Origin of the sequence: Neobacillus rhizophilus, assembly GCF_018343535.1 — a bacterium.
Classification (GTDB): Bacteria; Bacillota; Bacilli; order Bacillales; family Cytobacillaceae; genus Neobacillus; species Neobacillus rhizophilus.
The window spans coordinates 1,066,257-1,089,138 of sequence record NZ_JAGYPF010000001.1 but is presented as its reverse complement, the minus strand read 5'-3'; the positions used below and the strand labels follow the sequence as shown (position 1 = coordinate 1,089,138).

19 protein-coding genes and 2 pseudogenes are annotated in these 22,882 nt (G+C 41.0%); all 21 read left to right on the top strand.

The genetic code is table 11. The annotated features are described in order from the left end of the window. Positions 1–15 precede the first annotated feature (15 nt). Positions 16–1,545 carry an ABC transporter ATP-binding protein gene (locus KHA99_RS05040; protein WP_213116305.1) on the top strand — a complete coding sequence of 510 codons (1,530 nt, stop codon included), beginning with the start codon at positions 16–18 and terminating at the stop codon, positions 1,543–1,545. Then, on the top strand, positions 1,538–2,587 hold the full coding sequence (locus KHA99_RS05035; protein WP_213116304.1) for an ABC transporter permease: 1,050 nt from the start codon (positions 1,538–1,540) through the stop codon (positions 2,585–2,587). The genes KHA99_RS05040 and KHA99_RS05035 overlap by 8 nt, the downstream gene beginning before the upstream one ends. Beyond that, positions 2,588–3,547, top strand: a complete 960-nt coding sequence (locus KHA99_RS05030; RefSeq protein WP_213116303.1) for an ABC transporter permease — start codon at positions 2,588–2,590, stop codon at positions 3,545–3,547. 155 nt (positions 3,548–3,702) lie between these two features. After that, positions 3,703–4,983 (top strand): EF-P 5-aminopentanol modification-associated protein YfmF, encoded by a 1,281-nt coding sequence (gene yfmF / locus KHA99_RS05025; protein WP_213116302.1) that lies wholly within the window; start codon positions 3,703–3,705, stop codon positions 4,981–4,983. Then, positions 4,983–6,278, top strand: a complete 1,296-nt coding sequence (gene yfmH / locus KHA99_RS05020; RefSeq protein ID WP_213116301.1) for an EF-P 5-aminopentanol modification-associated protein YfmH — start codon at positions 4,983–4,985, stop codon at positions 6,276–6,278. Before yfmF ends, yfmH begins: the two co-directional genes overlap by 1 nt. Positions 6,279–6,338: 60 nt before the next feature. Further along, positions 6,339–7,061: an elongation factor P 5-aminopentanone reductase gene (gene ymfI, locus KHA99_RS05015; RefSeq protein ID WP_213116300.1), complete on the top strand. Its 723-nt coding sequence runs from the start codon at positions 6,339–6,341 to the stop codon at positions 7,059–7,061. 80 nt (positions 7,062–7,141) lie between these two features. Continuing rightward, the gene (locus tag KHA99_RS05010) at positions 7,142–7,387 is read left to right on the top strand and encodes a DUF3243 domain-containing protein (RefSeq protein ID WP_213116299.1); all 246 of its coding nucleotides are present in this window, start codon (positions 7,142–7,144) and stop codon (positions 7,385–7,387) included. A 155-nt stretch (positions 7,388–7,542) separates the two neighbouring features. Then, positions 7,543–8,331: a DUF3388 domain-containing protein gene (locus KHA99_RS05005; RefSeq protein WP_213116298.1), complete on the top strand. Its 789-nt coding sequence runs from the start codon at positions 7,543–7,545 to the stop codon at positions 8,329–8,331. A 20-nt stretch (positions 8,332–8,351) separates the two neighbouring features. Then, positions 8,352–9,263 (top strand): helix-turn-helix domain-containing protein, encoded by a 912-nt coding sequence (locus KHA99_RS05000; RefSeq protein WP_213116297.1) that lies wholly within the window; start codon positions 8,352–8,354, stop codon positions 9,261–9,263. A gap of 78 nt (positions 9,264–9,341) precedes the next feature. Beyond that, the gene (pgsA, locus tag KHA99_RS04995) at positions 9,342–9,920 is read left to right on the top strand and encodes a CDP-diacylglycerol--glycerol-3-phosphate 3-phosphatidyltransferase (protein WP_213116296.1); all 579 of its coding nucleotides are present in this window, start codon (positions 9,342–9,344) and stop codon (positions 9,918–9,920) included. A gap of 26 nt (positions 9,921–9,946) precedes the next feature. Beyond that, positions 9,947–11,203, top strand: coding sequence for a competence/damage-inducible protein A (locus KHA99_RS04990; protein ID WP_213116295.1), 1,257 nt, complete (start codon positions 9,947–9,949; stop codon positions 11,201–11,203). Positions 11,204–12,032: 829 nt separating this feature from the next. After that, positions 12,033–12,224, top strand: a pseudogene (locus tag KHA99_RS04985) (recombinase RecA); the annotation flags it as partial. Between the two features lie 59 nt (positions 12,225–12,283). After that, positions 12,284–13,372, top strand: coding sequence for a PDDEXK family nuclease (locus tag KHA99_RS04980; protein ID WP_213116294.1), 1,089 nt, complete (start codon positions 12,284–12,286; stop codon positions 13,370–13,372). Positions 13,373–13,662: 290 nt separating this feature from the next. After that, positions 13,663–14,079: pseudogene (locus KHA99_RS04975) on the top strand (recombinase RecA family protein); the annotation flags it as partial. 331 nt (positions 14,080–14,410) lie between these two features. After that, positions 14,411–14,845, top strand: coding sequence for a recombinase RecA family protein (locus KHA99_RS04970; RefSeq protein ID WP_372447569.1), 435 nt, complete (start codon positions 14,411–14,413; stop codon positions 14,843–14,845). 327 nt (positions 14,846–15,172) lie between these two features. Further along, positions 15,173–16,732: a ribonuclease Y gene (gene rny, locus KHA99_RS04965; protein WP_213116293.1), complete on the top strand. Its 1,560-nt coding sequence runs from the start codon at positions 15,173–15,175 to the stop codon at positions 16,730–16,732. Between the two features lie 89 nt (positions 16,733–16,821). After that, on the top strand, positions 16,822–17,619 hold the full coding sequence (locus KHA99_RS04960) for a TIGR00282 family metallophosphoesterase (protein WP_213116292.1): 798 nt from the start codon (positions 16,822–16,824) through the stop codon (positions 17,617–17,619). Between the two features lie 160 nt (positions 17,620–17,779). Next, positions 17,780–18,040 (top strand): stage V sporulation protein SpoVS, encoded by a 261-nt coding sequence (spoVS, locus tag KHA99_RS04955; protein WP_038541258.1) that lies wholly within the window; start codon positions 17,780–17,782, stop codon positions 18,038–18,040. Positions 18,041–18,526: 486 nt separating this feature from the next. Beyond that, a complete protein-coding gene (locus tag KHA99_RS04950) occupies positions 18,527–20,263 on the top strand; it encodes a 2-oxoacid:acceptor oxidoreductase subunit alpha (protein WP_213116291.1) in 1,737 nt (578 codons plus the stop codon). Further along, on the top strand, positions 20,264–21,130 hold the full coding sequence (locus KHA99_RS04945; RefSeq protein ID WP_213116290.1) for a 2-oxoacid:ferredoxin oxidoreductase subunit beta: 867 nt from the start codon (positions 20,264–20,266) through the stop codon (positions 21,128–21,130). A gap of 207 nt (positions 21,131–21,337) precedes the next feature. After that, entirely contained in the window at positions 21,338–22,882 is a 1,545-nt protein-coding gene (gene miaB, locus KHA99_RS04940; RefSeq protein WP_213116289.1) for a tRNA (N6-isopentenyl adenosine(37)-C2)-methylthiotransferase MiaB, read from the top strand.

Genomic DNA, 22,882 nt, shown 5'->3' with positions numbered 1-22,882 from the left:
AGGGAGTGAGAATAAATGGAATATGTAATTGAGATGCTTAATATTCGAAAAGAATTCGGCAGCTTTGTTGCTAATGATAACATTACTCTCCAATTGAAAAAGGGAGAAATTCATGCCTTGCTTGGCGAAAACGGAGCAGGTAAATCAACTTTGATGAACGTGCTTTTTGGTTTGTATCAACCGGAAGCAGGAGAAATTAGAGTAAAAGGAAAGTCTGTTAAAATTACCGATCCTAACGTCGCTAATGACCTTGGAATCGGAATGGTCCATCAGCACTTTATGTTAGTGGACACATTTACAGTAACTGAAAACATTATCCTTGGCAGAGAGATTACATCTGCTGGCCGGATTGACATTAAAAAGGCAGAACAGGAAGTCCGGCAAATTTCCGAACAGTACGGATTAGCTGTTGATCCACAGGCTAAAATATCCGATATCTCTGTAGGTATGCAGCAAAGGGTAGAAATATTAAAAACGTTATACCGAGGAGCGGAGATTTTAATTTTCGACGAACCGACTGCCGTGTTGACTCCACAAGAAATTAAAGAGTTAATTCAAATTATGAAAACTCTTATTAAAGAGGGTAAATCTATTATTCTGATTACCCATAAGTTAAAAGAGATAATGGAGGTCGCCGACCGCTGTACTGTTATCCGTAAAGGTAAGGGAATTGGTACGGTCAATGTCAGTGAAACCAATCCAAATGAACTGGCTAGCTTGATGGTTGGACGGGAGGTTGTCTTTAAAACAGAAAAGAAGCCTGCCGAACCAAAGCAAGAAGTGTTAGTGGTTAAAGATTTAACGGTGAAGGATTCACGTGGTGTCACGGTTGTTAATAGTTTGGATTTAACAGTTCGGGCCGGTGAAATTGTTGGAATTGCTGGTGTAGATGGAAACGGACAGTCAGAACTAATTGAAGCGCTTACAGGACTACGCAAATCAGATAACGGCAGCATTCAACTGAATGGAAAAGAATTAATTAACCATGCCCCTAGAAAAATTACAGAATCAGGGGTAGGCCATATTCCACAGGACCGTCATAAACATGGACTTGTGTTAAATTATCCAATTGCCGAAAATATGGTTTTGCAAACCTATTATCAGAAGCCTTTTTCTAAAAGCGGAGTATTGAATTTTAAGGAAATTTATAATAAGGCAAGAAAATTAATCAGTGAATTTGACGTACGTACACCAAGTGAATATACGTTGGCGCGCGCTCTTTCTGGAGGTAACCAGCAAAAGGCAATCATCGGCCGTGAAGTGGACAGGAATCCTGATTTGTTGATTGCCGCTCAGCCGACACGTGGCTTGGATGTGGGTGCCATTGAATTTATCCACAAACGCCTCATTGAGCAGCGCGATCATGGCAAGGCCGTCTTGCTTGTTTCTTTTGAATTAGATGAGATTATGAATGTCAGCGACCGAATTGCTGTTATTTATGAGGGGAAGATCGTTGCTGTTGTCAATCCAAAAGAGACAGACGAACAAGAACTTGGATTGTTAATGGCAGGATCGAATAGAAAGGAAGCGGGTGCAAATGTCTAAGCGCTTAACAGGTATCTTAACACCAATCATTTCGGTGTTATTAGGAATTATCGTAGGAACCATTATTATGTTAATCAGCGGATATGACCCGGTTGCCGCTTATACAGCACTTTGGAACGGTGCTTTTGGGGAAGTTTACTATGTTGGGGAAGTTATTCGCCAGTTTACACCGTATATTTTGGCGGGGTTGGCGGTAGCGTTTGCTTTCCGTGTGGGTCTATTTAACATCGGGGTAGAGGGACAATTTATTGTCGGTTGGCTGGCATCGGTCTGGGTAGGGGTTGCTTTTGACCTTCCAAAAGTCATTCATCTGCCGCTTGCCATCTTGGCAGCTATTGTTGCAGGTGCCCTGTGGGCCTTTATCCCTGGCTTTTTGAAGGCGCGTTTTCGCGTCCATGAAGTTATTGTCACCATTATGTTGAACTATGTTGCTTTGCATGTGACTAACTATATTATAAGAAATGTTTTAGCTGCTAAGAGCGGTGATAAGACAGAAATGATTCATGAATCTGCAAGCCTGCGTTCAGAATGGCTCCAAAGCCTGACAGATTATTCCCGTCTTCACTGGGGGATTATCCTTGCAATTGCCTGCTGTTTTATCATGTGGTTCTTATTAGAAAAAACAACAAGAGGATTCGAACTGCGGGCAGTGGGTTTTAACCAGCATGCAGCGCACTACGCTGGGATGAATGTAAATAGAAATATCATTCTTTCCATGGTAATTTCCGGTGCTTTTGCTGGTTTGGCAGGTGCAATGGAGGGACTCGGAACCTTCGGATATGCGGCCGTTAAAGGCGGATTTACCGGTGTAGGGTTTGACGGTATCGCGATTGCCTTGCTTGGTTCTAACACGGCATTAGGGGTATTCTTCTCAGCGATTTTATTCGGCGCCTTAAAAGTAGGGGCTTTAAACATGCCGCTTGAAGCGGGTGTGCCAAATGAACTCGTTGATATTATTATCGCACTTATTGTTTTCTTTGTTGCATCCAGCTATATAATCAGAGCATTTCTTGATCGAATCGGTAAGAAGGGGGTGAAGTAAGTGAGCTTAATGGACATTTTAACAATTGTTGTTCCATCTACACTTTTATGGGCTGCTCCACTTATCTTCACTGCGTTAGGCGGTATTTTCTCAGAGCGTTCCGGTGTCGTAAACATCGGTCTCGAAGGATTAATGGTTATTGGGGCATTTACTTCCATCGTGTTTAACTTAACATTTTTTGATACATTCGGAAATGCAACCCCTTGGATTGCCATCTTAGTAGCGATGGTCGCCGGTGCCATTTTCTCGCTATTGCATGCAGTAGCGTCCATCACTTTTCGAGCCGATCACACCGTTTCCGGTGTAGCTATTAACTTACTTGCAGTTGGTTTAACAATGTTCCTTGTTAAACAAATTTATGGCAAAGGTGAAACAGGGATTATTTCCAAGGGCTTCAGCAAAATTGATGTGCCTGTTTTAAAAGACATTCCAGTTATTGGGGAAATCTTTTTCCAAAATACCTATTGGACATCCTTTGTAGCGATTATCGTTGCCATTATTGCTTGGTATATTGTTTATAAAACACCGTTCGGCCTTCGTCTTCGTTCCGTCGGAGAGCATCCAATGGCGGCAGATACAATGGGAATCAATGTAACTAAAATGCGTTATTTAGGTGTAATGCTTTCTGGAGCACTTGGCGGAATCGGCGGAGCTGTCTATGCACAGTCCATAACTTCTAATTTCAGTCATGCTACCATCAGCGGACAGGGCTTCATGGCGCTGGCGGCCATGATTTTCGGAAAATGGCATCCGCTTGGAGCACTTGGAGCAGCTATTTTCTTTGGATTCGCACAAAGTATTAGTATCATCGGTTCAAGCTTGCCATTCTTAAAAGAAATACCAAACGTGTATTTGTTAATTGCTCCATACGTTTTAACTATTCTAGCCTTAACTGGATTCATCGGCCGCGCCGATGCCCCAAAGGCAGTTGGAACACATTATATAAAAGGAAGCAGGTAGATACTTGCTTGGACCCCCAGATTTTCTGGGGGTTCTTTTTTTAAGCTTGAATTGTACAGGTTTTATAGTATAGGTTTTATATGAAAGGAAAAAATATAAAGAAAAATGTTTTCATATCATATGTTAAGACCCTTTAACAGACAGGAGGAAGATAAATGGAAGCAGTCGTTGAAAAAATAACGCAAATGCAAGGCTATAAACTCCATGTTGTTGAAACTGATAAATATAAAACGAATACTCTGGTCTGGAGAATGAAAGCGCCATTGTCAAATGAGGATGTCACGAAAAGAGCGCTTTTGCCCTATGTGCTGCAGTCTAGTTCTGCCAAATATCCAACGACGACACAGCTCCGTTCCTATTTGGATGATCTATACGGAGCTACTCTTTATGTCGATTTAGGAAAAAAGGGCGAGTATCATATTGTCAGCTTTCTGATAGAAATTGCAAATGAAAAATTCTTGACCGACCCTAGTCCTTTATTGAAAAAGGGCTTTGAATTATTGGCAGAAATTTTGACGAAGCCCAATGTCTCCGGTCAGGCGTTTGATAAGGAAACAGTTGAAAAAGAAAAACGCACACAAAAGCAAAGAATTCAATCAGTGTATGATGATAAAATGCGCTACTCCAATGTCCGCCTCATTCAGGAAATGTGCAAAGGGGAGCAGTATGCTCTAGAGGTTAATGGCGAGGCTGAAGCAGTCGATGCAATTTCTCCTGAAAACTTATTCGAATATTTCCAGAGAGCCTTTAATGAGGATGAAATGGATCTTTACGTGATTGGCGATGTAAAAGAAGAAGAAGTGAAGACTATTGCAGAAGGGCTTCTGCAATTTGAAAATCGCACTCCACAAAAGGCTTCCGCTACTGAGGTTCAAAACAGAAGAGAAGTAAATGAGGTTAAGGAAGTTCAAGATGTCAAACAAGGAAAATTAAATATGGGTTACCGAACAAATATCGTCTTTGGCAATCCCGATTATTTTGCATTGCAGGTTTTTAACGGCATTTTTGGCGGCTTTGCCCATTCGAAACTGTTTATCAATGTCCGGGAAAAGGCAAGTCTCGCCTATTATGCAGCCAGCCGGCTTGAAAGCCATAAGGGTTTAATGATGGTCATGTCGGGTATCGATAATAAAAATTATGATCAGGCTGTTAAAATCATTCGCGAGCAAATGGAAGCAATGCAAAAGGGGGACTTCACGGACGCCGAGCTAGTTCAAACTAAAGCCGTCATTCGCAACCAAATTCTTGAAACCATTGATACATCGCGGGGGTTACTCGAGCTTCTATATCATAACGTCGTTGCAAACCAAGATATTAAGCTCGAATCATGGATTACTGATATGCAGAAAATAACCAAAGAAGAAATTATCGCAGTGGCTAATAAGATCAACCTTGATACCATTTATTTCTTAACAGGAACGGAGGCGGGCAAGTAATGGAGAAAATCAGCTTTGACCAGCTTCAAGAAGAGCTTTATCACGAGAAAATGTCAAACGGCTTACATGTCTACATCTTACCGAAAAAAGGCTTTAATAAAACCTATGCAACCTTTACAACTAAGTACGGTTCGGTTGATAATACGTTTGTGCCTTTGGGAAAAGACGAATTTGTCAAGGTTCCTGATGGGATTGCCCATTTTTTGGAGCATAAGCTGTTTGAAAAAGAAGATGGCGATGTCTTTCAGCAATTCAGCAAACAGGGAGCATCGGCCAACGCCTTTACATCATTTACACGGACTGCCTATTTGTTTTCGAGCACCTCAGATGTTGAAAAAAACTTAGAAACATTGGTGGATTTTGTTCAGGACCCATATTTCTCTGACAAAACAGTGGAAAAAGAGAAAGGCATCATTGGGCAAGAAATCACGATGTATGACGATAACCCAGATTGGCGCTTATATTTCGGGATCATCGAAAATCTATTCCAAAACCATCCCGTCAAAATTGACATTGCGGGAACAATTGAGTCCATTTCCGAAATCACAAAAGAATGGCTGTATGAGTGCTATAATACTTTTTATCACCCAAGCAACATGCTTTTGTTTATTGTTGGAGCGGTTGACCCGGACAAAATCATGAAACAGGTAAAAGACAATCAGGCTAAGAAGGACTATAAGGAAATGCCTGAAATTAAGCGGAAGTTCGAAGAGGAACCCCTAAAGGCAGCGGAGAAAAAACAGGTTTTGCAAATGAATGTGCAAACATCAAAATGCTTGGTTGGTATTAAGGCGCTGCACGTGGATCAGCAAGGCCCGGAAATGTTAAAAAATGAGTTAACCATGAATGTGCTCCTTGATTTACTATTTGGGAAGAGCTCTGAAAACTATTACAAGCTATATAATGACGGATTGGTCGATGAATCATTCTCCTTCGATTATACGCAGGAGCAGGGCTTTGGCTTTGCGATGATCGGCGGCGATACGAATAATCCGGACCAACTAGCAGACAGAATCCAAAAAATCCTGTTGGATGCAAAGGGTGTCCAAACATTTACCGAAGAACAGCTAGAAAGGGCTAAGAAAAAGAAAATTGGTGCATTCCTGAGGGCGGTCAACTCTCCTGAATATATCGCAAACCAATTTACCCGCTACGCCTTTAACGACATGAACCTATTTGATGTCGTGCCAACACTTGAAAAAATCACTCTGACAGACGTTCAGTCACTGGCTTCGGAAGTAATTGCCGACGAGCGGATTTCAGTCTGCCAGGTCGTGCCCAAAAATAAACAATAGAAATCCAGAGGCCTGCCCCCTAGGGATCTGGCCTCCTTATTTAAAGAGAGAGTGAACAATATGCATAAATATGTTCTTATTACGGGAGCGAGCGGAGGAATTGGCCAGGCGGTTGCTTACCAATTGGCAGAAAAAGGCTATCATCTTTACTTGCATTACAATCAAAATGAAGAATCGATTAAAGAGTTGCTGAACAAGCTTTCCCCCTTTAAGGGGGAGTACATACCGATTCATGCCGATTTGGCTGTGCCGGAAGGTTATTTAAAGGTTAGCTCGCAAATCTATTCGCTGGATGCGATTGTACATTGCGGAGGAATGGGGCAATATGGATTGTTAATGGATTTAAAGCTGGACGAAGCGATGGCACTCATGAATGTCCATGTATTAAGTCCCTTAATGCTGACAAAAGAACTTCTGCCAAAACTAATCAGTAAAAAATCAGGAAATATTGTGGTAATCACATCAATTTGGGGACAGACTGGTGCTGCCTGTGAAGTTGCCTATTCTGCCGCAAAAGGAGCGCAGATTTCCTTTGTGAAGGCCTTAAGCAAGGAAGTTGCATTAAATGGAATTCGTGTGAATGCCATCGCTCCTGGGGCGATAGATACGCCGATGATGGCCGGTTTTTCGGAGGAAGAAACCGAAAGAATTGCCTTTGAAATTCCGATGGGCAGGCTGGGGCAGGCCGAAGAAATTGCTAAGGGCACAGCCTTCCTTTTATCTGATGATTCCAGTTATATGACAGGCCAGGTGCTTGCCATCAATGGCGGCTGGTATACCTAAAAATTCATATTTTCAGGATGTATAGAAATTGCCTCCGCTTTGCAAAATATACTTGTACCATCTTAAAAGGAGGCAAAATTATGTCTGTTTTAGATAACTGGAAACAATGGCAGGACTTCCTTGGGGATCGCCTAAACAACGCACAATCTCAAGGAATGAGTGAAGGAGCAATCAACACCATTGCTTACCAAATTGGTGACTATCTGGCAAGGAACGTTGATCCAAAGAATGAGCAAGAAAGAGTTCTTTCCGATATGTGGTCAGTTGCTGATCCACAGGAGCAGCAAGCCATTGCCAACGTAATGGTTAAGCTTGTAAAACAATAGTGTGTAAAGAGAGGAGAAATCTCCTCTCTTTTTTGATAGATATTAATTACTATTTGGACATGTTTTTTCTTTCATCTTCTATCAAAATCATTTATGATAAGGTTTAGGGCGTTATGAAACAGAAAATGATTGATATCCTAAATGGGGGTTAAAGCATGAAGAAAGAATGGTATCTAGAATATGAAATTACAAAAAACCGTCCGGGTTTGTTAGGTGATATTTCATCCCTCTTAGGAATGCTTGCTATTAATATTGTAACTATTAATGGTGTCGATGAAGGAAGACGCGGCTTGCTTATACTGGCAAAAGATGATGATCAAATTAAACGTCTTGAGTCAATTTTAAATACAATGGACACAATAAAACTAATAAAATTAAGAGAACCAAAACTGCGGGACCGTCTTGCTGTCAGACATGGCCGCTATATACAACGGGATGCAGATGATAAAAAAACGTTCCGATTCATCAGAAGCGAGCTTGGGGTTTTAGTGGATTTTATGGCAGAAATATTTAAGGAGGAAGGCCACAAGCTGATTGGCATTCGCGGCATGCCACGTGTCGGTAAAACGGAATCACTGGTTGCCGCAAGCGTTTGTGCCAATAAGCGCTGGCTGTTCGTCTCATCAACCCTGCTTAAGCAAACGATCCGTAATCAGCTAATCGAAGACGAATACAATGCAAATAATCTGTTTATTCTTGATGGCATTGTTTCGACCCGCAGGGCAAATGAGCGGCATTGGCAGCTAGTCCGTGAAATTATGCGTCTCCCTTCTGTAAAGGTGATTGAGCATCCGGATATTTTCGTCCAAAACTCCGAGTATACGCTTGATGATTTTGATTATATTATTGAGTTAAGGAATCACGCTGACGAAGAAATTACATATGAGGTAGTTGATCAACACAATATGTTCTCCGGATCGGATTTTGGAGATTTTGATTTTTAAAAAATTGGAAGGTGTTAACGGTGACTGAATTAGGGAATCGATTAAAAGAAGCCCGTTTAGCCAAAGGTTTGAGTCTTGATGATTTGCAGTCTATGACAAAAATCCAAAAGCGTTATTTAGTTGGAATTGAGGAAGGCAACTATTCAGCCATGCCCGGAAATTTCTATGTGCGGGCATTTATTAAGCAATATGCAGAAGCCTTAAATCTAAATCCCGAAGAGCTTTTTGAAACGTATAAAAGTGAAATCCCGGCTTCTTATAGCGATGAACTGCCGCAGCAATTATCAAGAGTAACTACGCACAAGAAAATTTCACAAGGAAATTCGAAAATTTTTGATGTGCTGCCAAAGGTGTTAATTGGTGTTTTCGTCATTGGTATTGCTAGTCTTTTATATTATTTTTTCGCTACGAATGCGGGTACAGATTCAAATCAATCAACGAACAAGGATAATGAACAGGTAAAATTAGTCAAGAACGCACAGCTTGAAAAAGCTCAAGCCGAGGAAAAGGCGAAGGAAGAAAAAAAGAAAAAAGAGATTGCTAAGGAAGAACCAAAAAAGGAAGAAGCTAAAACACCTGTGGAGGAACCCCCGAAGCAAGTTTTATCAGTGGTACAAACCAGTGGAAGAAATTCGACTTATTCAGTGAATAATGCGGATAAATTCGTCGTCAAGATTGTATCGCGTGGCGTGTCCTGGGTTAGTGTAAGGAATGGCAAAGGAAAATCTTTCTATTCCGGAACACTGCAAGCAGGCGGAGTTGAATCCCAGACTATTGATTTATCAGCGGAAACAGAAGCTGTCATCACGATTGGAAGAACGTTGGATGCCGATATTTATGTAAATGATCAAAAGATCGAGTATGCAGTCGCACCAACTGAGAAGGTTCGTCAGGACATTACGATCCAATATGTTCCGAAGACCCAACAATAGTCATCCTTTCGATGGCTATTTTTGGCGTGTATTTTATAGTGCACTTAAAGCACGCTGGTTTTTTAGGAGGAAATTTTGATGAATATACCAAATAGAATTACCGTTTCAAGAATATTTTTAATCCCGATATTTATGATTATTATGTTGGTTCCTTTTGATTGGGGACAAATGTCCTTGCTTGGGGCGGACATGCCTGTTACACATTTTGTCGGGGCGCTGATTTTTATTTTAGCCTCCACGACTGACTGGGTAGATGGCCATTATGCCCGTAAGTATAACCTTGTAACCAACATGGGCAAATTTCTCGATCCGCTTGCCGATAAGTTGCTTGTTTCAGCTGCTTTGATTGTTCTTGTGGAACTTGGATATGCCCCGTCCTGGATTGTCATCATCATCATCAGCCGGGAATTTGCTGTCACAGGTCTCCGCCTCCTGCTTGCAGGAGAAGGAGAGGTTGTCGCAGCCAATATGCTTGGAAAAATTAAAACCTGGACACAAATTATTGCGATTTCCGCTTTACTATTACATAACATTATTTTTGCGCTGTTTCCTTTCCGCTTTGATATTCTGGCATTGTGGGTCGCGATGTTTTTCACGATTTGGTCAGGATGGGATTATTTTGCGAAAAATAGCCATGTGCTGAAGAATTCGAAGTAAACTTTGATTTGGAAGGGGCGATAGATGTGAATGCTGAGATTATTGCAGTTGGCTCAGAGCTTTTACTCGGGCAGATTGTGAATACGAATGCACGATTTCTATCTCAGCAATTAGCTGAGCTCGGAGTGGATGTATATTTTCATACGGTGGTTGGCGATAACCCTGACAGGCTGAAGGCAGCGATTGACATAGCCGAGAAGCGTTCGGAAATCATTATTTTTACTGGCGGACTGGGACCGACCAAGGATGATTTAACGAAGGAAACAATTGCCCGCCATATTGGTACAGAACTTGCGCATGATGAAACGGCATTAGAATCGATTGAGGATTATTTCAAACGAACTAACCGGGTAATGACGGAGAATAACAGGAAACAGGCATTGGTTTTGAAGGGATCTGAAGTTTTGCCGAATGACTTTGGCATGGCTCCGGGTATGGTGATGAAAACGGGCGGTCATATTTATATGCTCCTGCCAGGACCTCCAAAGGAAATGGAGCCGATGTTTTCCCGCTATGGCAGACAGGCGCTTGCTTCGGCAACCGGCTCGACGGAACAAATTGTTTCCCGAGTGCTGCGCTTTTTTGGGATTGGCGAGGCGGCCCTGGAAACAGAAATTATCGATTTGATTGATGCTCAAAGCAACCCGACGATTGCGCCGCTTGCAGGTGATGGGGAAGTGACGTTGCGCTTGACTGCAAAGCACTTGGATACTGCGGCTGCTGAGGCAATGCTGGATGAAGTTGAGGCTGAGATTCGCGGGAGGGTCGGACAATTTATTTATGGATATGGTGGCTCCTCGTTGTTAGAAGAACTGACTAAGGTATTAAAGGCTCGGCAATTAACCATTACAGCAGCTGAGAGTTTAACAGGCGGGCTGTTCCAGCAGGAGATTACCTCGATTTCTGGAGCAAGCTCTGTATTCAAAGGCGGCGTTGTATGTTATGCCAATGAAATTAAGCGGGATGTTGTCGGAGTTAGGCAGGAAACGCTTGATCAGCATGGGGCTGTAAGTGAAGAATGTGCCCGTGAGCTGGCGGAAAATTCGGCTCGGATTTTTGGGACTGATATCGGAATTAGCTTTACCGGTGTGGCCGGACCGGATGAACTGGAAGGGAAACCGGTTGGGACGGTTTATATTGGGATGGCTGTTGCTGGTAAGCCGACGGTCGTAGAAAAATTAACTCTTGCCGGTGGAAGGGCCGCAAACAGGGTGAGGGCTGTTAAATTTGGGTGTTATTATCTATTAAAGTTATTAAAAGCTAAACCACAGGATACCGTTTAGGTGTTTTGTGGTTTTTTTGTTTTTCGAAGGTTTGTGAAGGGCGGAGAATGTTTTCATGAAGGGTTTATTTCCCTGAGAGGCGCTTGATAGGCAAAAATGGTAAAAATTAGTGATGTATTTTTCCCGTAAAGGTGCTGTTGAGGAACTAGTGGTAAAAATAGAGCGATTATTTTACCCGTTTGACGTGAGGGAGATGGGCAATGGTAAAAATAGAGGGGTTATTTTACCCGTTGAACGTGAAGGAGATGGGCAACGGTAAAAATAGAGCGATTATTTTACCTGTTTGACGTGAAGGAGATGGACAACGGTAAAAATGAAGCGATTATTTTACCCGTTTGACGTGAAGGAGAAAGGCAACGGTAAAAATAGAGGGGTTATTTTACCCGTTGAACGTGAAGGAGATGGGCAACGGTAAAAATAGAGCGATTATTTTACCCGTTTGACCTGAAGGAGATGGGCAACGGTAAAAATAGAGGGGTTATTTTACCCGTTTGGTCTGAGTGAGGGGGCAGTGGTAAAAATAGAAAGGCAATATTACCTAGTAAGCTGGTTGAAGGCTTGCATTGGTAAAAATACGAGTGAACTCTAGTCATTTTATAGTTTTCTGACAATTAGTGAATTTCCTTTGTTTATTCATAAACCATTATGAAAAATAAATTTTCTCAAGTGTAATTGTATTTTTCCTTACATAAATTACTTAGAAATAGGTCGAATAGATGTTCGTGTTTTTCCTCGACAAATTGCCCAAAAGAGGTTATATTATTAATAGGTTTCAATTAATAGATTCCAGCAATAATTTAAATTTATAAATAAAAAGGAGGAACTATTTGTGAGTGACCGAAAGGCCGCCTTAGAAATGGCGCTAAAGCAAATAGAGAAACAATTCGGTAAAGGTTCCATCATGAAAATGGGAGAGCAGCAGGAAACAAGGATTTCCACAGTACCAAGCGGCTCCCTAGCACTTGACGTAGCACTTGGTGTAGGTGGATATCCACGGGGAAGAATAATTGAAATTTATGGTGAATGATATCGTTAGCTGATGGAATGCTTTCTCCTATTAATTAATAAAGGAGAATAATCATGACACATATTTCAAGAAAATGGACAGATGATGAGATTGATTTCCTGATTAATAACTTCTTAACTATGACTGACCAAGAGATTGGGAACTATTTATCAAGAACGAAGGATGCAATTGAAAGAAAAAGAGCCAAATTAAAGTTAAATAAGAATGAGAAGCTTTGCCTTGACCAATCGACAATTAAAGAGATTCTTTCATCAAAATTAACTTATCAGGAAATTGCTGAAAGGTATCATATTACAAGAGAACAAGCTAGGAATATATATCGTAAATATGATCCAAAAGGTTATGTTGCAAAAACTAAACTCTGGTCAAATGAGGAAGAGGTATTTTTAATTAAAAATTATTTGACTATGGGTGATGAGAGCATCGCTTGTATTTTAGAAAGAAGCCCTTCATCAATTCTAAAAAAAAGATTAAAGTTGGGGCTACACAGGAATGATTTTCACATCGTTGAGAATCCTCCTGATAAGTATTGGACTGAAGAAGAAATAGAGTTTTTAGTGTCCAATATCGATATGTTAACTTATGAGGAAATTTCTCAAAAATTAAAGCGGTCGGTTAAAGCAGTAATGATTAAAGCTTCTAAATTAGGTTTAGTAACTAATGGATCGAAATGGTCCGAAAAAGAAGATTCTCTTCTCATGCAATATTCAAGAAAAACGATTGAGGAAATTGCATTTATTTTGGATAGAAGTCCGAAAGCCATTAAACATCGTTTGAATAAACTTGGAATTGCCCGCAAAAGTGGTCAAGATACTAGCCTTGAACAAAAAGTAGAGAAGATTATAAAGGATCTTGGTGTAAAGTATTTAAAACAAGTATTTTTAGGCTCTGATTTTAATTTTAAAGCAGACTTTGTAATTGGTACCATAGTTATAGAGGCTAATGGGGATTATTGGCATGGAAATCCGATTCTTTATCCAATTCCTAATGAAATGCAGAAACTTGCAATTGAAAAAGATCTGATAAAAAAACGGTATTTCGAGGAATTAGGATATAAAGTCTATGAAATCTGGGAATATGATGTTAATACTGATTTTCCAAAAGTGAAACGAAAAATCGCCCGCTTATTGGGAAACCAATAGGTTGAAAGGGGCAAAATCGGAAAACATCTCAGGTCATGAGAAAATTCCGAGGTAACTGGATGAATTAAAAAGCATTCAGCACCGTAACGCGTACCGAGTGAACCTACATAAATATGTAGAATATAATCTCGGCAAGAGTGTCCCTTCCCTAACAGAGTGAGCTGAGGGAGAATATGTACGCTGAGCTGAGCTGGAATGGACCAGCTGTAGTTACATGTCTAACCAGAGCGTGTAATGATGAGGGTGACCTCCAGAAGCAAGGATAAAAAGCCTTGTGTATAACAATACTGCCCGAATCATCTGGTAAAACAACCGTAGCCCTTCACGCAATCGCAGAAGTGCAGGCAAAAGGCGGACAAGCGGCGTTTATTGACGCTGAGCATGCCTTGGACCCTACTTATGCCCAAAAATTAGGCGTAAACATTGATGAACTATTATTATCCCAGCCAGACACTGGTGAACAAGCACTTGAAATCGCTGAAGCACTGGTACGAAGCGGTGCAGTTGATATCATCGTAATCGACTCAGTAGCTGCCCTAGTTCCAAAAGCAGAAATCGAAGGTGAAATGGGAGACGCCCACGTAGGTTTACAAGCCCGTTTGATGTCTCAAGCTCTCCGTAAACTATCAGGTGCAATCAACAAATCAAAAACAATTGCAGTATTTATCAACCAAATCCGTGAAAAAGTCGGAGTTATGTTCGGAAATCAACTCGTAGTTGCTTAATCTATTAAAAGATTAAGGAGTTTACACTGGGTTTCCCTTGCTAGTGATAGCATGCAAAATACCTTGTGAACCCAATTGCCTAGGGGTGTGATGGAAACATCGCTAACGGTGAAGCCCGCCACTAAATGGGTAATACCGTGCCGAGCCTTACATATGTGTGAGGAAGGTGTAGAGACTACCAAAAGGGGCTATTAAGATAGCTAACTGAGTAGGGTACGGCAGAGGATAGGCTGCTGCCGGAAGTGCAAGGCTCTCTAATTTAAGTAGAGATGAAGAGATAGTCCGTGCTATAGAAATGGTAAATCTATAGAATATGCCAGAAACAACTCCTGGTGGTAGGGCTTTGAAGTTCTACTCGACAATCCGTCTTGAAGTCCGCCGTGCTGAAACCCTTAAGCAAGGCGCTGAAATGGTTGGTAACAAGACAAAAATTAAGGTTGTTAAGAACAAAGTTGCGCCTCCATTCCGTACAGCTGAAGTCGATATTATGTATGGAGAAGGCATCTCAAAAGAAGGCGAAATCGTCGATATGGGTTCGGAACTAGAAATTGTCCAAAAAAGTGGTTCCTGGTATTCTTATAGCGATCAAAGAATCGGACAGGGCCGGGAAAATGCAAAACTGTTCCTAAAGGAAAACCCTGATATCCGCCTTGATATCCAAACAAAAATCCGTGAACACTACGGGTTGGATGGTGAAAAAACTGTCACCGAAGCGGATGACGATGATCAAATTGAGCTACTAGATTAATTTTAAAGAGCAAAGCCTTTCTCAAAGGTTTTGCTCTTTTTGAAACAAATTGCATTTTTATTCAGTAATATACATAAAAGTACTTCTGTAAAAACAGCCCATTTCCCAGTCACGTCATACTAAATTCGAAATATTTCAAAATGCCAATTGGACTAAACCTTGACAATGATTGGCACCACATTTACAATTAACATGTATATTTTACATTTTTGGAAATATTACATTGCGAAAAAGCCTTAGTGCTTGCTGTATGTTGAGTCTAAACAATGTACATGCCGACACTTAAAAAAATGTAAGAAAAGTTCATAGCAAGAGGAGGTGTAACGATTGGATTTAATTACTATCATCTCCATTTTGCTTGGCCTTATCGTCGGTGCCGTTGTTGGCTATTTTATTCGTAGATCCATTGCTGAAGCAAAAATAGCAGGAGCTAATAATGCTGCAGAGCAAATCTTAGAGGATGCAAAACGCGATGCTGAATCCTTAAAGAAAGAAGCCCTGTTAGAGGCAAAGGATGAAATTCACAAGCTTCGTACTGAAGCAGAACGTGAGGTTCGTGAACGAAGAAATGAACTGCAAAAACAAGAAAACCGTTTACTGCAAAGAGAAGAGAATTTAGACAGGAAGGATGAAACGTTAAACAAGCGTGAAGTTCTTCTAGAAAAGAAGGATGATTCTCTAAATCAAAGACAACAGCATATTGAAGAGATGGAAAGCAAAGTGGACGAGTTGGTACGTACACAACAATTAGAACTCGAACGAATTTCGGGCTTAACTCGTGAGGAAGCGAAGTCGATCATTATAGATCGGACTGAGAATGAACTCGCTTATGAAACCGCGATGATGATTAAGGAAAGCGAAAATCGTGCAAAAGAGGAAGCTGATAAGAAAGCGAAAGAAATACTTTCCTTGGCTATCCAGCGTTGCGCAGCTGACCATGTAGCAGAAACAACTGTCTCAGTCGTAAACCTTCCAAACGACGAAATGAAGGGCCGTATCATTGGACGTGAAGGACGAAACATTCGTACGCTTGAAACGTTAACAGGTATTGATTTAATCATTGATGATACTCCTGAAGCTGTCATTCTATCAGGCTTTGATCCTATTCGTCGGGAAACCGCTCGCTTGGCGCTTGAAAAGCTTGTTCAAGACGGACGCATCCATCCAGCCCGGATTGAGGAAATGGTTGAGAAATCACGCCGCGAAGTGGATGAGTATATCCGTGAAGTTGGCGAACAGACCACCTTTGAAGTCGGCGTTCATGGACTCCATCCAGACCTGATCAAAATCCTTGGCCGCCTGAAGTTCCGTACAAGCTACGGTCAAAACGTGTTAAAACACTCAATGGAAGTAGCACAGCTTTCGGGATTATTAGCCGCAGAGCTTGGACAGGATGAAACACTGGCAAGACGTGCCGGACTTCTCCACGATATCGGGAAAGCAATTGACCATGAAGTGGAAGGAAGCCATGTCGAAATAGGTGTTGAGCTTGCGACCAAATACAAGGAACATCCGGTAGTCATCAACAGTATCGCTTCACACCACGGAGATACCGCACCAACATCGATTATTGCGGTCCTTGTTGCAGCAGCTGATGCCTTGTCAGCAGCAAGACCAGGTGCACGAAGTGAAACTCTTGAAAACTACATCCGCCGCCTTGAAAAGCTAGAGGAGATTTCTGAATCCTATGAGGGTGTTGAGAAATCCTTCGCTATCCAAGCAGGCCGTGAGGTTCGGATTATGGTCAGACCGGAAGCAATTGATGATTTGGCTGCACACCGCCTGGCACGGGATATCCGGAAGCGAATTGAGGAAGAGCTTGACTATCCAGGTCATATTAAAGTAACAGTTATCCGTGAAACTCGGGCTGTTGAATACGCGAAATAAAGCGGTGCTTTTGCATCGCTTTATTTTTTTGCATAAAAAAATATGCTAAACTTCTAATTAACACATTTTATTTACGAAAGGGCAAAAACATGAACATACTTTTTATCGGCGATGTCGTCGGTTCTCCAGGCAGGGATATGGTAAAAGAATATCTGCCAAGATTAAAAGAAAAATATCGTCCGCAAATAACGATTATTAATGGTGAAAATGCCGCAGGCGGTAAGGGAATTACGGAAAAAATATACCGGCAATTTTTAGAGCAGGGTGCACAGGCTGTAACATTAGGCAATCATGCCTGGGATAATCGCGAAATATTTGAATTTATCGATCAGGCCAAATATTTAGTCCGACCGGCCAATTTTCCGAAGAACACGCCTGGTAAAGGAATTATTTTTCTAAAAATAAACAGCTTTGAAGTGGCAGTCATTAATTTACAGGGAAGGACATTCATGAATCCTATTGATTGCCCGTTTCAAAAGGCCGATGAGCTCGTTGCATTGGCGCGGACACGCACGCCATTCATCTTCGTTGACTTCCACGCTGAAGTGACGAGTGAAAAGCAGGCCATGGGCTGGTATTTAGACGGAAGGGTATCGGCTGTTGTAGGGACCCACACACATGTCCAAACAGCCGATAACCGCATTCTTCCAGGGGGAACGGCTTATTTAACTGATGTGGGCATGACGGGCCCGTATGACGGTATTCTTGGCGTGGAAAGGGAAGCGGTCTTGAAACGGTTTCTTACAAGCCTGCCTGTACGATTTGAAGTCACAACAGGCGGAAGAAATCAATTAAGCGCAGTGCATATGGTCCTGGATCAAAAAACAGGCCTTGCAAAAAAAATTGAACCAATCTTAATCAATGATGACCATCCATGGTATTCATAGGAGCAAACACTCTCGTTTGCTCTTTTTATATGCCTTATTTTTGTCCAAGCTGGAATATGTTATTTGATTCGTGAATATAGTAGCAGTGGAATGTTTTATACCTGATTGATTCATGAAACTGCTCATGCGGGATCGGGATTATTACAAGGGGGAGCTAGGAATGGAAATATTAAAAGTTTCAGCAAAATCTAATCCTAATTCTGTAGCTGGTGCACTTGCCGGAGTTCTGCGTGAAAGAGGTGCAGCAGAAATACAGGCAATAGGTGCGGGTGCATTAAATCAAGCCGTTAAGGCAGTAGCCATTGCAAGAGGATTTGTAGCGCCTAGCGGAGTTGACTTGATTTGTGTCCCTGCGTTTACCGATATTTTAATCGATGGGGAAGAACGCACAGCTATAAAATTAATTGTAGAACCGCGGTAGAAAAAAGCCGTGGGTATAAAAAATTCAAAATTTTTATCTGCCTGGTTGTTTTATACAAGCAGGTATTTTTGTGTTCTTGTTGAGAGAATTCATTGTTTGCTTACCATAATTAAAGAATACTATTCTGATATAGGAGAGAATGTTTTGGAAATGGAAAACTGGGGGCATAACCGTAAAGGCTGAAGAATTGGCAAAACTGTTTAAAAATACTGTAATTGCCCATTTATTCTTGATATTTTTAGAAGGTAAATCAAGTAATTTAAAATAATAAAAAAATATTCATATTTTAGACATTATTTCGAGCCAAAGGGTTGCATTTTTTACTTTATAGGTCTAGAATTGTAAGCGTTTAGTACATCTCCGTGACGCTAGTTTTTAGGCTTTAAAGCATTAAAAATCACAATTTCTAGTGGTTTACTCGGAAATGTGCTATAATCTACATGATTTTATTTAATTATCTTTTACATATCCAAAGGGGTGTAAGTCATGATTAAGCAACTTTCATGGAAAGTTGGCGGACAACAAGGTGAAGGTATTGAGAGTACCGGTGAAATCTTTGCAATCGCACTGAATCGCTTAGGTTATTACTTGTATGGTTATCGACACTTTTCATCACGTATTAAGGGCGGCCATACGAATAATAAAATCAGAGTAAGCACGACAGAAGTTCGTTCTATTTCTGATGATCTTGATATCCTAGTCGCTTTTGACCAAGAAACAATTGATGTAAACTACAAAGAACTTCACAGCAAAGGACTAATCCTTGCTGATGCTAAATTTGGTCCAACTAAACCTGAAGATACAGAAGCTTCTTTATTTGTAGTTCCATTTACGGAAATTGCAACAGAGCTTGGTACTTCATTAATGAAGAACATGGTTGCAATCGGCGCTACCGCGGCCGTTTTAGATTTGGATATCCAAGTCTTTGAGGAAGTTGTACGTGAAATTTTTGGCAAAAAAGGCGACCAGGTAGTTGCAAAGAATATGGATGCCATTAAAGCTGGCTTTGACAATATGAAAGATAAGCTTGGACAAGGCGTCGAGCCAATGCATCTTGAAAAAGCTGACGGCAAACACCGTATGTTTATGATCGGTAACGATGCGATTGCCCTAGGTGCTATTGCAGGCGGATGCCGTTTTATGGCTGCTTACCCTATTACACCTGCTTCTGAGATTATGGAATACTTAATTAAGAAGCTTCCTGCACTTGGCGGAACAGTTATTCAAACAGAAGACGAAATTGCTGCAGCTACAATGGCTATTGGTGCTAACTATGCTGGTGTTCGTACAATTACTGCCTCTGCAGGCCCTGGCCTTTCTTTGAAAATGGAAGCAATCGGCCTTGCGGGTATGACTGAAGTCCCGTTAGTTATCGTTGATACACAGCGCGGTGGTCCTTCAACAGGATTACCAACAAAACAAGAACAATCAGACCTTATGGCCATGATTTATGGAACACATGGAGAGATTCCAAAAATCGTTATGGCTCCAAGTACAGTAGAAGAAGCTTTCTATGATACAGCAGAAGCTTTCAACCTTGCTGAAGAATATCAAGTTCCGGTAATTATATTATCTGACCTGCAATTATCCTTAGGAAAACAAACTGTAGAACCATTAAACGTTGATAACGTTGAAATTCGTCGTGGTAAGCTGTTATCTGGCGATCTTCCAGAGATCGAAGCAAAAGGCTACTTCAAACGTTATGAAGTAACGGAAGATGGTGTTTCACCACGTGTCATCCCTGGTATGAAAAATGGTATTCACCATGTAACAGGTGTTGAACACGCTGAAACTGGTAAACCATCTGAATCAGCTGCAAACCGCTTGGCACAAATGGATAAGCGTATGCGTAAATTAGAAAATATTCGCTTTAATACACCTGTATATAAAAATGCGAAGCATGAAGAAGCTGACGTTTTATTCGTTGGTTTTAACTCTACTCGCGGTGTTATTGAAGAAGCAATGGGACGTCTTGAAAATGACGGTTTAAAAGTGAACCATGCCCATATTCGCTTAATTCACCCATTCCCAACTGATGAGGTTCTTCCGCTTATTCAATCAGCGAAGAAGGTTGTCGTGTTAGAAAATAATGCGACTGGTCAATTGGCTAATATTATAAAAATGAACGTTGGACATGCAGACAAGATTGTAAAGCATGTGAAATATGATGGTAATCCATTCTTACCTCACGAAGTTTATACAAAAGCAAAGGAGTTGTTCTAAATGGCCACTTTTAAAGATTTTAGAAATGATGTAAAACCGAACTGGTGCCCTGGCTGTGGCGACTTCTCTGTACAAGCGGCAATTCAACGTGCTGCTGCAAACGTTGGTTTACAACCTGAAAATTTAGCGGTTGTTTCCGGTATCGGCTGTTCCGGTCGTATTTCCGGTTATATTAATTCATACGGATTCCATGGAATCCATGGCCGTTCACTGCCAATCGCACAAGGCGTTAAAATGGCTAACCGCGATTTAACGGTTATCGCTTCCGGCGGTGACGGTGACGGCTTTGCGATTGGTATGGGTCATACTATCCATGCAATCCGTCGTAACATTGACGTTACGTATATCGTTATGGACAACCAAATTTACGGTTTAACAAAAGGTCAAACTTCTCCGCGCTCAGCTGCTGGCTTTAAAACAAAGTCAACACCAGCAGGTTCCATCGAACAAGCGATTTCCCCAATGGAAATGGCACTGACTGTGGGTGCAACATTTGTTGCTCAAAGCTTCTCAACAGATTTGAAAGATTTAACTGCGTTAATTGAAGCTGGTATTAATCACAAGGGCTTCTCTTTAATCAACGTATTCAGCCCATGTGTAACTTATAATAAAGTAAACACTTATGACTGGTTCAAAGAAAATCTTACTAAGCTTAGCGATATCGAGGGCTATGATCCACATAACCGCGAAGCGGCGATGCAAACATTAATGAAGCATAAAGGCTTAGTAACTGGTCTTATTTATCAAAATACGGAGCAAAAATCCTACCAAGAATTAGTTCATGGCTACAAAGAAACTCCATTAACTCAAGCAGACCTTGAGCTTGATCAAAATTATTTTGATAAATTAGTTGCGGAATTCATGTAATGGTGAAGAAAATCCCGAGGCACTCCCTCGGGATTTTTTTTATAGAGTGTGATTGTCGAAAGGAGTCTAGATTTTCTATTGTTTTCAGGTTCGTAAACCTTTATACTATTATAATGTGCAGATGTATGGTTAATTCTATGCACAGTAAAAAATTAACATTCTTTATAATAATAGAAGTAATTTTTTTAAGAAAGGGGTTTAAACCACATGAACGAAAAGCAACGATTAGAAGGTCAGCAAGTAAACGCTGCTAATTCTTCGGACAAAAAATCCGCCAAGGATTACAGCAAATACTTCGAACAAGTAATTACTGGACCTTCTTTAAAAGATGCAAAAAAGCGTGGTAAAGAAGAAGTAAAGTACCAAAATGATTTTGCTATTCCAGAAGAATTTCGCGGAATGGGTAAAGGCCGTAAGTTTTATATTCGCACTTACGGATGCCAGATGAACGAACACGATACAGAAGTAATGTCAGGGATCTTTTTAGCTTTAGGTTATGAGCCGACTGACCGTACTGAGGATGCCAATGTTATTCTGTTAAATACTTGTGCGATTCGCGAAAATGCGGAGAATAAAGTATTCGGTGAGCTTGGCCACCTGAAAGCATTAAAAATGGAAAAGCCGGACCTGCTTCTCGGTGTCTGCGGCTGTATGTCACAGGAAGAGTCAGTCGTTAATAAAATTTTAAAAACATATCAGCAAGTAGATATGATTTTTGGTACTCATAATATTCACAGACTGCCTAATATCCTTCATGAAGCGTACATGTCTAAGGAAATGGTAGTAGAAGTATGGTCCAAGGAAGGCGACGTAATTGAAAACCTTCCAAAAGAACGCCGCGGCAATATCAAGGCATGGGTCAACATTATGTACGGCTGTGATAAATTCTGTACGTATTGTATCGTTCCATTTACACGAGGTAAAGAACGCAGTCGTCGTCCTGAAGAAATCATCCAGGAAGTGCGCCAGTTAGCAGCACAGGGCTATAAGGAAATCACCTTACTTGGTCAAAACGTGAATGCCTATGGAAAAGACTTTGAGGATATGAAATATGGACTTGGAGACCTGATGGATGAAATCCGTAAAATTGATATTCCAAGAGTTCGTTTCACAACAAGCCACCCGCGCGACTTTGATGACCATTTAATTGAAGTCCTAGCACAGGGCGGCAATTTGATGAATCATATTCACTTGCCAGTACAATCGGGCTCAACTGATGTATTGAAAATTATGGCTCGTAAGTACACTAGAGAACAATATTTAGAGCTAGTTAGAAAAATCAAAACCGCAATTCCGGATGTCGCATTGTCAACAGATATTATTGTCGGATATCCAAACGAGACCGACGAACAATTTGAAGAAACAATGTCACTTTACCGTGAAGTAGGTTTTGAAATTGCTTATACGTTTATTTACTCTCCACGTGAAGGCACTCCAGCGGCCAAGATGGAGGATAACGTCCCAATGGAAGTAAAGAAAGAACGTTTACAGCGTTTAAACAACCTTGTAAACGAGCTTTCTGCTGAGGCTATGAAAAAATATCAAGGCCAAATTGTCGAGGTACTTGTGGATGGGGAAAGTAAAAACAATCCGGATGTCCTTGCCGGCTATACAAGCAAGAACAAATTAGTCAATTTTATTGGTCCTAAGTCAGCGATTGGCAAAATTGTAAAAGTAAAAATTAATGAAGCAAAAACATGGTCATTAAACGGAGAAATGGTGGAAGAACTAGAACCAGCAGAGGTGAACTAA